Annotated in this window: 11 protein-coding genes; 3 read left to right on the forward strand and 8 right to left on the reverse strand. The window is 73.0% G+C overall.

Annotation, left to right across the window (positions count from 1 at the left end; genetic code table 11):
* Position 1: 1 nt before the first annotated feature.
* Positions 2 to 1,042, forward strand: a complete 1,041-nt coding sequence (locus AB0H28_RS19050; RefSeq protein WP_358041494.1) for a ParB/RepB/Spo0J family partition protein — start codon at positions 2 to 4, stop codon at positions 1,040 to 1,042.
* 1,409 nt (positions 1,043 to 2,451) lie between these two features.
* Positions 2,452 to 3,408, forward strand: a complete 957-nt coding sequence (locus tag AB0H28_RS19055; RefSeq protein WP_358041879.1) for a hypothetical protein — start codon at positions 2,452 to 2,454, stop codon at positions 3,406 to 3,408.
* 1 nt (position 3,409) lies between these two features.
* Here AB0H28_RS19055 and AB0H28_RS19060 read toward each other — a convergent pair whose 3' ends face one another.
* A complete protein-coding gene (locus AB0H28_RS19060; RefSeq protein WP_358041497.1) occupies positions 3,410 to 4,411 on the reverse strand; it encodes a D-alanine--D-alanine ligase in 1,002 nt (333 codons plus the stop codon).
* Between the two features lie 7 nt (positions 4,412 to 4,418).
* A complete protein-coding gene (locus AB0H28_RS19065; RefSeq protein ID WP_358041500.1) occupies positions 4,419 to 5,732 on the reverse strand; it encodes a PLP-dependent aminotransferase family protein in 1,314 nt (437 codons plus the stop codon).
* Between the two features lie 290 nt (positions 5,733 to 6,022).
* Between AB0H28_RS19065 and AB0H28_RS19070 the strand changes: the two genes are divergently transcribed.
* The gene (locus tag AB0H28_RS19070) at positions 6,023 to 6,688 is read left to right on the forward strand and encodes a GNAT family N-acetyltransferase (RefSeq protein WP_358041503.1); all 666 of its coding nucleotides are present in this window, start codon (positions 6,023 to 6,025) and stop codon (positions 6,686 to 6,688) included.
* A 5-nt stretch (positions 6,689 to 6,693) separates the two neighbouring features.
* On the opposite strand, the gene AB0H28_RS19075 is transcribed toward AB0H28_RS19070, so the two are convergent.
* From AB0H28_RS19075 to AB0H28_RS19100, 6 genes are all read right to left on the reverse strand, one after another.
* Complete coding sequence (locus AB0H28_RS19075) at positions 6,694 to 7,854, reverse strand: N-acetylmuramoyl-L-alanine amidase (RefSeq protein WP_358041506.1); 1,161 nt, start codon at positions 7,852 to 7,854, stop codon at positions 6,694 to 6,696.
* Between the two features lie 166 nt (positions 7,855 to 8,020).
* Positions 8,021 to 8,344 (reverse strand): thioredoxin, encoded by a 324-nt coding sequence (gene trxA, locus AB0H28_RS19080; protein ID WP_181570986.1) that lies wholly within the window; start codon positions 8,342 to 8,344, stop codon positions 8,021 to 8,023.
* Between the two features lie 27 nt (positions 8,345 to 8,371).
* On the reverse strand, positions 8,372 to 9,325 hold the full coding sequence (trxB, locus tag AB0H28_RS19085) for a thioredoxin-disulfide reductase (protein ID WP_358041509.1): 954 nt from the start codon (positions 9,323 to 9,325) through the stop codon (positions 8,372 to 8,374).
* A 177-nt stretch (positions 9,326 to 9,502) separates the two neighbouring features.
* Positions 9,503 to 10,468 carry a hypothetical protein gene (locus AB0H28_RS19090; RefSeq protein ID WP_358041512.1) on the reverse strand — a complete coding sequence of 322 codons (966 nt, stop codon included), beginning with the start codon at positions 10,466 to 10,468 and terminating at the stop codon, positions 9,503 to 9,505.
* Positions 10,465 to 11,184: an RNA polymerase sigma factor SigM gene (gene sigM / locus AB0H28_RS19095; RefSeq protein ID WP_358041515.1), complete on the reverse strand. Its 720-nt coding sequence runs from the start codon at positions 11,182 to 11,184 to the stop codon at positions 10,465 to 10,467. The genes AB0H28_RS19090 and sigM overlap by 4 nt, the downstream gene beginning before the upstream one ends.
* 43 nt (positions 11,185 to 11,227) lie before the next feature.
* The gene (locus AB0H28_RS19100) at positions 11,228 to 12,835 is read right to left on the reverse strand and encodes a protein kinase family protein (RefSeq protein WP_358041517.1); all 1,608 of its coding nucleotides are present in this window, start codon (positions 12,833 to 12,835) and stop codon (positions 11,228 to 11,230) included.
* Between the last annotated feature and the right edge of the window lie 113 nt (positions 12,836 to 12,948).

Raw genomic sequence — 12,948 nt, forward strand, 5'->3', positions numbered from 1 at the left:
CATGAAGAACCGTCCCCGCGGCGGCCTGGGTCGAGGGCTCGGCGCCCTCATCCCCACCGGCCCCCCGCCGGACGCGGTACCGGCGGGCGTCGAGACGGAAGCCGCGCCGACGGTGCCCTCGCCGGCTCCGCCCGCGACCGGCGCGACCGCTGCCGTGGCCGGCGGGCTCGGCAGCGGCACGGCGCCGGTCGCCGAGCCCGAGATCGAGCTGAGCCCGGTGCCCGGTGCCCGCTTCGCCGAGATTTCGGTCGACGCGATCGTGCCGAACCCGAAACAGCCCCGGCACGTCTTCGACGAGGAGGCGCTGGAGGAGCTGAAGACCTCGATCCAGGAGGTCGGCTTCCTCCAGCCGATCGTCGTGCGGCAGCTCGACAGCGAGAAGTACGAACTCGTCATGGGTGAACGGCGTTGGCGCGCCGCCCAGGCGGTGGGCCGGGAGAGCATCCCCGCCATCGTCCGGGACACCAAGGACGACGCGATGCTCCGGGACGCGCTGCTGGAGAACATCCACCGCGCCAACCTGAATCCGCTCGAAGAGGCGGCGGCCTACCAGCAGTTGCTGGAGGAGTTCGGCGCCACCCACGAGGAGTTGGCGCGGCGGATCGGGCGCAGTCGTCCGCAGATCTCCAACACCATCCGGCTGATGAACCTCCCCGCGGTCGTGCAACGGCGTGTCGCCGCCGGGGTGCTCTCCGCCGGTCACGCCCGGGCGCTGTTGAGCCTCGACGACACCGAGGCCCAGGAGCAGCTCGCCACGCGGATCGTCGCCGAGGGCATCTCCGTACGCGGCACCGAGGAACTCGTGGCGCTGGCGCTCGCTGACGGGCCGGCGAAGGCCCCTGCCGCGAAGCGCCGCACCAAGGCCCACGCACCGGCGCTCACCGACCTCGCCGATCGGCTCTCCGATCGGTTCGACACCCGGGTGAAGGTCGACATCGGTCGGAGCAAGGGGAAGATCACGATCGAGTTCGCCACGGTCGACGACCTGGAGCGGATCGTCGGCATCATCGGGGTGAGCGAAGAGGAACAGCTTCAGGAGTGACCCCGGCATCGGATCCGCCCCGGCCGCACCGCCTTCGGATGGTGCGGCCGGCGTCGTTCTCGGGGTCAGGCGCTCGGCGGGTGTACCCGGGAGGTATACCGGGGGCCGTCGGTTTCACGTGAAACAGGCCGACCCGGCTCGGTCATGTGACCTCACCAGGCCCGTCGCGGTCGCACCGACCCGCCATCACCCGCCCCGCTGCTCCGCGTTGCGGTGGCCTCCTGGGGGGCCGTTGCGCGGCAGGATGGCGCGTCCGTCGACGCAGACGGATTCCGGCCACGCCGGGCGAGGGCGTCAGCCGAGCCGCAGCGAGGCCGGTGCCGGGGTGCGGCACCGGAGCCGCAGCCTCGACCCCGATCAACAGGAGCATGCCCGCACCGACGGACGACATCGCCAGTGCCACGCTCCCGAGGTGCGCCTCCGGAACCCGGCCGGCTCCGACGCCTCTTGCCTGACGCCGGTAGGAGGGCTCATGCGCGTCACTGAGCCACCGGGGCGGTCGAGCGGCTCCGGCTCTACCCCGGTGTGGTCCCGGCGGCTCACGGCGGATCTGCGGGGGTCGCCCCGCCCCGTGAGGGAGCGTGTCGGCCTGACTGTCGACGCGATCCGGCAGCTCCCTCGGCGAGGAAGCCAGCCGCTGCTTCGCCGAACCGCTCTGAGGGGGCGGCGGGAGTGGGCCAGTGGGCAGGACGAAACCACCGGCCGGTGCGGCCTTCCCGGCAGCGGACTCGACGGACCGAGGTGTCCGAGTGGCGGGATCGCCCATGTCCGCCAACCACGGAGCCGAGCGGTTTCACGTGAAACGAGGCCGGACAGCCCCGCTGGCGCTCCGTTTCACGTGAAACGCGCCGGACCGGTTCGGCAGCGGATCGACCGCGGGTCGGTGGTGCGGACCACGGGACATTCGAGGGCTCGACCCGGTGCGGTAGCGACGACTCGATCGTTGGGAGGAAGGGGCCGGCGAACCCCGGAGTTATCCACAGCGGTTGTCCACAGGGTCGCACTGTTTCACGTGAAACAAGCGGCGAAAACCCTTACTGAGCTGTGGATGACGCGCTGTGGTGGTGATCTCGGCACCCTGTGGACAACGCGGTGGACAACACGTTGTGGATCATTTGGCGTCGGTGGATCTGCGGCGGACACAGGTAGGGACAGGCGTCGCCAACTCGGTTAGGGTCAGCGTCGTGCAGGACACCCCTCCCTCAGTCCCGGACTTCACCCAGTGGCCCTCCTTCCCGTTCGAGGGCGAGATCCGCGTCAAGCAGCTCGACGATCCCGTTCCGGTCGAGCCTCCCCGTCGGGGTGAGGCGGACCGGGAGTGCACCGCCTGCAACGCGCCCGACGAGGCGTACATCTGGGTCGGTGAGCGATGGCGGGTCCGCACCATGGACCGGCCCACCGGGCTACCCATGGTCCTGATTCTGGAGTCCCGCTCCCACCTCGACCTCGGCGACCTGCCGAACCTGCTCGCCGCCGAGCTGGGTGTGATGACCGTCCGCTTGGAGCGGGCCATCCGCTCGCTGGACGGTGTGGCCCGCGTGCACGTCAACCGATGGGGCGACGGCTCCGCGCACCTGCACATGTGGTTCCTGGCCCGGCCGTACGGGCGACTGCAACTGCGTGGCACGTTCCTGTCGCTCTGGGACTCGATCCTGCCGCCGATCAGCGAGGAGCAGTGGCGGGAGAATCTGGCCATGGTGGCCGCGTGGCTCGCCGAGTTCGGCGGTCGCCCGCTCGCCGAGCCCCCGCGCATCCGGTGGCAGGCGCCGTCGAGTCTCTCCTCGCCGTCACCGGCGAGCGCGGCCGAGGAGCCCGAGGAGGAGGTCGCGTCGGTGATCGAGGCGGCGGACGAGATCCCGGAAGCCGCCCCGACGGAGGAGGACACGGCGGGTGCCGAGCCGGGCCAGGTGACTACCGGGCCGGGCAACGCAGCCACGCGCGCTGCCGCGCAGGGCGGAACCGTGGGCGACGGCGATGGCGACGCCGCGGCGAGCGACGACGGAGGCGCAACCCGCGCCAGGCGCTCGACCAGCGGCGCGGTGCCGGATCCCGGCGCGGGCGCGCCCGGGAACGCGATGCCGACCGGGAACGCCGACTCGACCGGGAGCGCGATGCCGACCGGGAACGCGATGCCGACCGGGAACGCGGGCTCGGCCGGGGACGCGGGCTCGGCCGGGGACGCGGGCTCGGCCGGGGACAGGGAACCGGTCGGGGACAGGGAACCGGTCGGTGGCGGCGGCCCCGCCGGAACCGGCGGGACCGGGGCGGAGCGGGTCGGCGACCGGACTGAGCGCACCGCCGGACCGGGAGGTGCGCCGTCGAACGGTGCGGGTAGCGCGGTGCCCCGGACGAACCCCGCCGGCTGAGTCAGCTCGGCCGGCGGCGACCGGCGGCCCGACTCACCAGCGTGCCCAGGACCCGACCGAAGTCGAGGCCGGCCGCCTGGATCGCCAGCGGCAGCAGCGAGGTCTCGGTCATCCCGGGGGAGACATTGACCTCCAGCACGTGCGGTTGGCCCTCCGCGTCGACGATCAGGTCGACCCGGGACACGTCGCGCAGGCCGAGCGCGGTGTGCGCGGCCAACGCCACCTCGGTCACCCGCGCGGTGGCCGAGGCGTCCAGCCGGGCCGGCGCGTGCCAGGTGGTGCGCCCGGCCGTGTAGCGGGCGGCGTAGTCGTAGACGCCGTTACGGGGCACGATCTCGACCGGGGGCATAGCCTGCGGGCCCTCGCCCAGGTCGAGCACGGAGACCGCCACGTCCATCCCGGGCACGTAGCGTTCCACGAGCGCCGTCTGGTCGTACGCGAAACAGCCGACCATCGCGGCCGGCAGCGACGCGGCCTCCCGGACCACGGCGGCGCCCAACCCGGACCCGCCCTGTGCCGGCTTGACCATCAGCGGCAGGCCGAGGCGGTCGACGATCCGGTCCAGGACCGCGACCGCGCCCAGCTCGGAGAAGCGGTCGTGGGGCAGCGCCACCCAGTCGGGCGTGGGAATGCCGGCCTCGCGCAGCACGGCCTTGGCCGACGGCTTGTCCCAGGCGAGCCGGGAGGAGCGGGCGTCGCAGCCGACGTACGGCACATCGCAGAGGTCGAGCACCCCGCGCAGCGAGCCGTCCTCGCCTGTCGCACCGTGCAGCGCGATCACCACCGCGTCCGGCGGGTCAGCGGTCAACGCGGGCAGCAGCGCGACGTCGGCGTCCCGCAGCTCCGCCTCGACGCCGACCGCACGCAACGCGTCGAGCACCCGGCGGCCTGACCGGAGCGAGACGTCCCGCTCGTAGGAGAGACCGCCGGCGAGCACCAGCACGTGCAGCTCGTCGGTGGAGGATCCGGTCACGGGTGTCGGTGCGGCAGGGCTGACGGCCATGCGGGCATCATGCCAAGTCGGGGCCGGGCGTGTCCGAGCCGCCCTGGCGACGGCGCGGCCCGGTGCCGCCGATCGCCCCGAAGACCTTCCGCATGGCGATCTCCTGCTCCATCACCCCGGCCAGCCGGCGCACCCCCTCGCGGATCCGCTCCGGCGACGGGAAGGAGAAGTTGAGCCGCATGTTGCCGGTGCCCGTCCCGTCGGCGTAGAAGCCGGTGCCCGGCACGTACGCCACCCGGGCGGCGACCGCCCGCGGCATCATCGCCTTGGCGTCGAGCCCCTCCGGCAGGGTCGCCCAGACGAAGAGCCCGCCGGCGGGCGTGGTCCAGGTCGTCCCCTCGGGCATCAGGTCGGCCATCGCGTCGAGCAGCGCGTCCCGGCGCTCGCGGTAGACCTCCCGGTAGATCTTGAGCTGCTCCCGCCAGGGCATGGTGGCGAGGTACGTCGAGACGGCGGACTGGGCGAAGACGCTGGGGCAGAGGATCTGCGCCTCGCTGGCGATGACCAGCTTGTCGCGGACCGCGTGCGGGGCGAGGATCCAGCCCACCCGCAGGCCGGGCGCGAACGTCTTGGAGAACGTGCTCAGGTAGAAGACCCCGTCGCGGCGCCGGGCCCGCAGCGGCGCGGGCGCCTCGCCGGAGAACCCGAGCTGACCGTACGGGTCGTCCTCCACCACGAGCAGCCCGGCGCGCTCGCAGATGTCGAGCACCCGCTCCCGCCGCTCCTCGCTCAGCGTCACGCCGGCCGGGTTCTGGTAGGTCGGGATGGTGTAGAGGAACTTCACCCGCCGGCCGGCCCGGGCCAGGTCGGCGATGGCGACCTCCAGCGCCTCCGGAATGAGACCCTCGTCGTCCATCGGCACATGGGCCACCTGGGCCTGGGCGGCCTGGAACACCCCGAGCGCGCCGACGTACGTCGGGCCCTCGGCGAGCACCACGTCACCCGGATCCAGGAAGAGGCGGGCCACCAGGTCGAGCGCCTGCTGGCCGCCGACGGTCACCACCACGTCCTCCGGGGACGCGCCGCAGGCCGCGTCGATCCCGGAGAGGGCCATCACCTCGCAGATCCGCTCCCGCAGCTCCAGGGTGCCCTGGCCGATGCCGTACTGGAGGGTGGTGGCGCCGTGCTCGGCGCCGAGCCGGCCGAGCATCTCGCCGACCGCGTCGAGCGGCAGCGCGGCGATGTACGGAGCCCCGCCGGCGAGTGACACGACCTCCGGCCGGCTGGCCACCGCGAAGAGCGCCCGGATCTCGGAGGCGGTCATCCCCCGCACACGCCGGGCGTACCGGTCGGTGTAGTCGTCGAGCGTCGTGCCGGTCATGACATCACCTCGATCGGGTGTCGGCGGGGCTGCCGCCCGGTGTGGTACCCGCGATGCCGGCGTCCAATGGCGGCACGCGGCCGATTGGTCGATCGTAGTCCCTGGTGACCGGCGCGGAACCCGCCGAGTGGACACGTCCATATCCCGGACCGTCGGTCCGCCGTCCGGGTGGGCGTTCGCGCGTCCTCTCCCGCGCCGCCGGGCGGGAGCGTACGATCGCTCGTCGGGAGCAGGAGGGCGGCGGGTCACCGCGGTGGCCGACGCTCCGAGACTGTTTGGTGGGTGCGCTCATGTCGCGACGTCTGGTCAGCCTGACCCTGGACACCCTGGAGGACCTCCCTCGATCCTGCCGCGACTGCGTCTACTGGGAGCTGGATCCGGTCTCCGCCGAGCGGGCCTGCGCGGCGGGCGACCCCGGCCTGGAAAAGGAGGCATGGGTCTCCCAGACGCTGCTGGAGTGGGGCTCCTGCGGCAAGTTGGTCTACGTCGACGGGATGCCGGCCGGTTACGTCATGTACGCCCCGCCGGCGTACGTTCCGCGTTCGATGGCGTTTCCCACCTCGCCGGTCTCGGCGGACGCGGCGCTGCTGACGACGGCGCACGTGGTGCCCGCGTTCGCCGACGGGGGCCTGGGTCGGATGCTGGTGCAGGGCGTCGCCCGCGACCTGACCAAGCGGGGCATCAAGGCGATCGAGGCGTTCGGTGACGCCAAGTTCGGCGACGACGCCGACGCTCCGAACCGGGCCTGCCTCGCGCCGGCCGACTTCTTCCTGTCGGTGGGCTTCAAGACGGTCCGGCCGCATCCCCGCTACCCGCGCCTGCGCCTGGAGCTGCGCACGGCGCTGAGCTGGAAGTCCGACGTCGAGTACGCGCTGGAGAAGCTGCTCGGCTCGATGAGCCCGGAGACGCTGCTGCGCCCGGTCCGGCCGGCGCCGGCCACCCGCTCGGCGATCTGACCGGCTCAGTCGACAACGGTGCCGGCGGCCACGATCGCCCGCAGTTCGCGCACGTCGATCGAGCCGGTCGGCACGTCCCGCTCGATCGGCAGGTACATCCGCTGCACCCCGGCCACTATCGCCTCGACCACCCGGTCCCGGAACCGGGGGTCGACCAGCCGGCTGCGGTCCCGCGGTGAGGTCAGGTAGCCCAGCTCGACGCGGACCGCCGGCATCCGGGTGAGCCGGAGCAGGTCCCACGCCTTGGCGTGGGTGCGGCAGTCGCGTAGCCCGGTGCGGGCCACGATCTCCCGCTGCACCAGCCCGGCCAGGCGCTCCCCGGTGGCCGAGGTGACGCCGTTGTCGGTGCCGTAGTGGTAGGTGGCGACCCCGTCGGCCTCCGGATTGGCGTACCCGTCGGTGTGCAGGGAGATGAACACGTCGGCGCCGAGCGAGTTGGCGAGCTGGGCCCGGTCCGCGTCCGGCAGGCAGGTCAGCGGCGCCGGGCCGCGGGTCAGCTGCACCCGGACGCCGGCCGCCGCGAGCCGGCCCTCCAGCCGGCTGGCCAGGTCGTGCACGAGGTCGGCCTCGCTCCAGCGCAGCGCACCGTCGGGCACCACCACGCCCGGGTCGGTGCCGCCGTGGCCCGGGTCGATCACCACCGTGCGGCCGACAAGCGCCGGCCCGGCCTGGCGGATGGCGTCGGACTCGCGCAGCCACTGCGGCCGGCCACCGACCACCTTGCGGCCGAGGCGGCGCAGCGCGTTGACGGTGTGCGGGCCACACGAACCGTCCGGCTTCAGCCCCATCTCGCGTTGGAACTGGGCCACCGCGCGGGAGGTGCGGATGCCGTAGACGGCGTCGGCGCGGCCCACGTCGTACCCCATCTCGAGCAGGCGTTCCTGGAGTGCGCGCACGTCCTCGCCGGTCAGCGGCTCGCCGATGGCGTGGTAGAGGGCGCGGGCGCCGAACCGCCAGCGGGCCGCGTCCAGCGCCCGCCAGGTCTCCGCACCGACGCGTCCGTCGACGCTCAGGCCGCGCGACTGTTGGAAGGCGCGGACCGCGCGTTCCGTCTGGGCGTCGTAGTCGTCGGCCCGGCCGTCGGCGGCAAGGAGTTCCAGGCCGGCGAGGACGGTGCGGATCTCGGCCACCGCGGGGCCCCGGTCACCGGGTCGGATCGGACGCACGACGACCCCCTCTGCTCGGAAGCTGGTGGACCGGAACTCCGACGGACGCCTACGGAGCGTACCGTGACCGGTCACTCCCCGGATCGGGTTCGCGCAGGTCAGGAAGCCCGGAACCCCCGTCACCCGGGCGGGGTGACGGGGGTTCCGGCGGTGTCGGGGTACGGCCTCAGAGCGCCGATTCGATGAGCTTGACCAGCTCGCCCTTCGGCTTGGCGCCGGCGATCGACTGCACCGGCTCGCCGTTCTTGAAGATGGTGAGCGTCGGCACGGACATCACCCGGTAGGTGCGCGCGGTCTCGGGGTTCTCGTCGATGTTGAGCTTCACGATGGTGACCTGGTCGCTCATCTCGCCGGCGATCTCCTCCAGCAGCGGCGAGACCTTGCGGCACGGACCGCACCACTCCGCCCAGAAGTCGACCAGGACCGGCTTGTCGGACTTCAGCACGTCGCTCGCGAAGCTCGCGTCCGTGACCGCCTTGGTTGCTCCCACTGTGACCCCTTCTCCTCGTGAAAATTCTCAGCCGTGCAGGGTGGCGATGAACCGCTCGGCGTCCAGCGCCGCGGCGCATCCGGTGCCGGCGGCCGTGATGGCCTGCCGGTAGGTGTGGTCGACCACGTCGCCGGCGGCGAACACGCCCGGCACGTTGGTGCGGGTGCTCGGCGCCTGGACCTTGACGTAACCCTCGTCGTCCATCTCGACCTGGCCACGGAACAGCTCGCTGCGCGGGTCGTGGCCGATCGCCACGAAGACGCCGGTGACGTCGAGAACCTTGTTCTCGCCGGTGTGCACGTTACGCACCCGTACGCCGCTGACCTTGCCGTCGTCGCCGAGGATCTCCTCGACGGTGGTGTTCCACTCGACCTTGATCTTCTCGTTGCCCAGCGCCCGCTCCGCCATGATCTTGCTGGCCCGGAACGAGTCGCGGCGGTGGATGATCGTCACCGACTCGGCGAAACGGGTGAGGAAGCTCGCCTCCTCCATGGCCGAGTCGCCGCCGCCGACCACCACGATGTGCTGGTTGCGGAAGAAGAAGCCGTCACAGGTGGCGCAGGACGACACCCCGTGGCCGAGGTATTCCTGCTCGCCCGGCACCCCGAGCGGACGCCAGGCAGAGCCGGTGGAGAGGATCACGGCGTGCGCCCGGTAGGCGGTCTCGCCCACCCAGACGGTGCTCACCGCGTCGGAACCGATCTCGCCGGTGTCCTTCAACTCGACCCGCGTCGCGTCGTCGGTGAGGAACTCGGCGCCGAACCGCTCGGCCTGCTTGCGCATGTTGTCCATCAGCTCGGGGCCGAGGATGCCGTCGGCGAAGCCGGGGAAGTTCTCCACCTCGGTCGTGGTCATCAGCGCGCCACCGGACTGCACTCCCTCGATCACCAGCGGCTTGAGGTTGGCGCGTGCCGCGTAGACCGCGGCGGTGTAGCCGGCCGGCCCGGAGCCGATGATGATCAGGTTGCGGACCTCGTCCACTGCCGTCTCCCGATGTGTGTGTTCGTCACCGGCGCGCACCGATGTCGATCCCGTGCCGGCGGCTCGCGAGGCGCCGGCGCCTGACTTGCTGAACGTCATCGTACGAAGCGGGGATTCCCGAGCCGGTCCTGCGGTGGGTCAGGTCACGCGGCGGGACGGGCCCCGATGACCGCGGTTTCACCCTACCCGCGTGCGGAACCGGGTGTCCGCGCCGGACCCGGGTACGCCGCATTCGGGGCCGCTCACCCAGCCCCAGCGGGTGCCGCCGGCGTCGGAGAACGTGACCACCAGCGCGGGTTCGCCCCGGAACCGGGCGTAGTCGATCAGGTCGATGGTGAGCGGCGTGGCACCGTGCTCGACGCCGATCGCCGTCAGGCAGGCGGCCAGCGCCTCGGGCCGGTCGAGTCGGTCCAGCCGGGGGGCGCTCAGGCGGTTCTTCTGGGAGGTGGCGAAGGGGGTTTCCAGGTCTCGGCCCGCCGCACCCGACGGCCCGGCCATGTCCGGCCGGATCGAGCCCTTCGTGGGAGCGCCCGAGGCGAACCGTTCCGGCGTCCAGTCCGTGCCGCTGCGCACGGCCGGCCCGGTGGTCCGGTACGGGGCGCCGGCGGCCGGTGCGGCCCCGCCGGCCGGCTGATCGGCCGTGCTGCTGCCCCGGTCGCCCGCGTTCGTCAACCAGCCGACGCCGAGGCCCGCCGCGGCGACCGAGGCGGCGGCCAGCGCCACCGGCCCGGCGACCCTTGCCCAGCGCCGCGACCGCCGTCCCGGCCCGGTGCGGTGCTCGGGGCGGGACGAGGGGCGGGTCGACCGGGTGGGTTGCGCCGGCACGGCGGCCCTGGTCGCCTCCCGGCCGGTCGGGTCGGGCACCTGGTCGGCGGTCGGAGCGGGACCGGCGCCGGCGAGCGCGGCCACGATCCGGTCGGCGACCGCCACCGGCAGCTCCGGTGCGGGTTCCGCCGCCCAGGCGGCCAGATCGGTGTGGACCAGGTCCAGCGCGCGGGACAGGGCGTCGTGCGCCTCGCCCCAGGCCGGGTCCTGGTCGATCAGCCGGGCCACGGTGGCCTGCTCGGGGGTGCCGTCCAGCGCACCGCCGAGATAGTCGGCGAGCAGGTCGTGGTCGACCTCGCTGAACTGGCGGGAACTCACGGCTCCTCCTGGCTGGCGTCCGGTCGGGCACGCCCCGACGAGGATCCGACGCCCTCGGGCGGTCGGCGGTTCCCGGCCGTGACCCGGGGCACGTCCGTCGGTTCGTCCGAGCCGGTACGCAGGTGCCCGAGGACCACGGCGAGCCGGGCCCTCCCGCGGGCGCACCGGCTCTTCACCGTCCCCTCGGCGACGCCGAGGATCCGGGCCACCTCGGCCACCGGGTAGCCCTGCACGTCCACCAGGACCAGCGCCGCGCGCTGCTCCGCCGGCAGGGCCGCGAGGGCCTGCCGGACCACGAGCGCGGTGTCATGGTCACGGACCGGTGCGGCCGGTTCCACCCCGCCGGTGTGCCCTGCGTCGTCGTGCACCCCGTCGGGGAGCGGGACGGTGGCGTGGGTCTGGCGCCGCCGCATCCGGTCCAGGCACGCGTTCACCACGATCCGGTGCATCCAGGTGGTGACCGCCGAGTCACCGCGGAAGCGGGCCGCGGCGCGGTGCGCCGACAGCATCGCGTCCTGGAGCGCGTCGGCCGCCTCCTCGCGGTCGGCTATGGTCCGCAGGGCCACCGCCCAGAGCCGGTCGCGGTGCCGATGGAACAGCTCGGTGAAGGCGTCCCGGTCGCCGTCGACGTGGGCCCGCAGCAGTTCCAGGTCGGACCGGGCCGGCGGCCCGTCGCCGGCCGCCGGTCCGGAGGTACGCGCGCCGGGACCCGCCATCACCACGTCCGGGGGAGGTGGCGCGGGGGGTACGGCGGGCGGCTCACGAGCCCTGGACCGTGATCTCCTGGACACCGAGCTTCCACCCGCCGCTGTCCTTCTCCGGCAGCTCGGTGATCCAGAAAAGCAGGTACTGATAACTCTTGTCCGGGTCGAACCCGCTGAAGGTCACGACCGAACCGGAGTCGTCGGAGGGCTGACCGATGACCGTGCCGTAGGCCGCGAGGAGATCCTTGTCGCCCTTCGAGGTGGACGGGAACTCCTTGGTGCCGGCGCGCACTTCGCACGAGGCGCCGCTGGACGACAGCGTGGCCTGGACCGACTTCACCGTGTGCGGGGAGCCCAGGTCGATCCAGACGCCCATGCCCTGCTTGAAGTTGCCGAACTTGGCCGTCGTGTAGGTGTCGGTTTCCCAACCTTTGTCGGGGTCGCCGTCGATCACCTTCTCGACGCCGTCCAGTTCGTCCCGCTTGCTGCTGTCCGGGTCGACGATCCGGACGTCCTGGATGGTGAGCTTGCGGGCCACCGGCGGGGCGGGCTCGGCGCTGCCGCCGCCGGTGGTGGGGGCGGTGGACGGTTGGGACACCGGCTCCTTGTCACCGTCGCCGCCACCACCGAGCACGTTGATCCCGATGAACAGCCCGACCAGGGCCACCGCCAGCAGACCGGCAATGCCCAACGCCACCTTGCGGCCACCGGCCGCGGCCAGCGGCGACGGCTCCTCGCCGGGGTCGGCGGTGAAGCGCAGCGGGCCGGCCTGCTCCAGGAACTGCTCGTCGGCCGGGATGTCGAGCCGGCTCAACTCGGCGGACAGCACGTCCGACGAGGGCGGGGCGATCTCCGGGTCGAGCAGGTCCATGGTGAGGTCGTCGAGGTAGGCCGGCACGCCGGCGCGCACCTGTCGGGGCGCCGCGATGCCGCCCGCGGAGTCCCGGACGGCATCGGGCAGGGCGGCCCGGCCGTGCCCGGCGGTGGCGCCGTGCAGCGGCGCCTCCCCGTGCGGCCAGTGCCCGGTCAGGGCGTAGTAGAGCACCCCGCCGACGGCCCGCAGGTCGCTCTCCTGGCTGTCCGCACCGTCGGTGCGCGCGTCGGCCACCACCACCCGGCCGTCGTCGCTGATCATCACGGTGCCGGGGTGGAGATTGCCGTGCACCATGCCGGTGGCGTGCACGGCGGCCAGGGCGCTGGCGACGGCGTTGCCGATCGCGGTGGCGCGGGCGGGGTCGAGCGGGCCGTCGGCGGCCACCATCTCCCGCAGCGACTGGCCGTCGACCCACTCGCGGACCACGTAGGCCCGGTCGTCCTCGTCGATGGCGTCGTAGACGCCGACCAGGTTGGGGTGGATGACCCGGCTCGCGGCGACCGCGGCCTGGAGCATCTCGGTGGCGGAGTCGCCACCCGGATAGCGGAGGACCACCGCGACGGGCCGGCGCAGCACCACGTCGACGCCGCGCCAGACCAGCCGGCCGGCGCTGTCGTTGTTGATGTGCTCGACCAGCTCGTAGCGCTCGGCAAGGAGCTCACCGACGGTGGGAGCACCGAGGGTCACGACCGCCGGAGAGGTTTCCTCCGCTTCCTGACCCTCGCCGACCTGGGTCACCCGTCCTCCCTCGGTGATCGTGTCGATCGATGAACCCGTGTTGCTGGGCATGTCGTTTCCCGCTCTGGCTTCGGTGGAACCGGCACGGTCGACGTCGACGCCGGACGTACCCGTCGAGTGCGACCTTACCCGGGATGCCCGGTTCTCCGACATGTCATCTTCCC

Origin of the sequence: Micromonospora sp. NPDC050980 (assembly GCF_040653835.1) — a bacterium.
In the GTDB taxonomy this organism is placed as follows: domain Bacteria; phylum Actinomycetota; class Actinomycetes; order Mycobacteriales; family Micromonosporaceae; genus Micromonospora.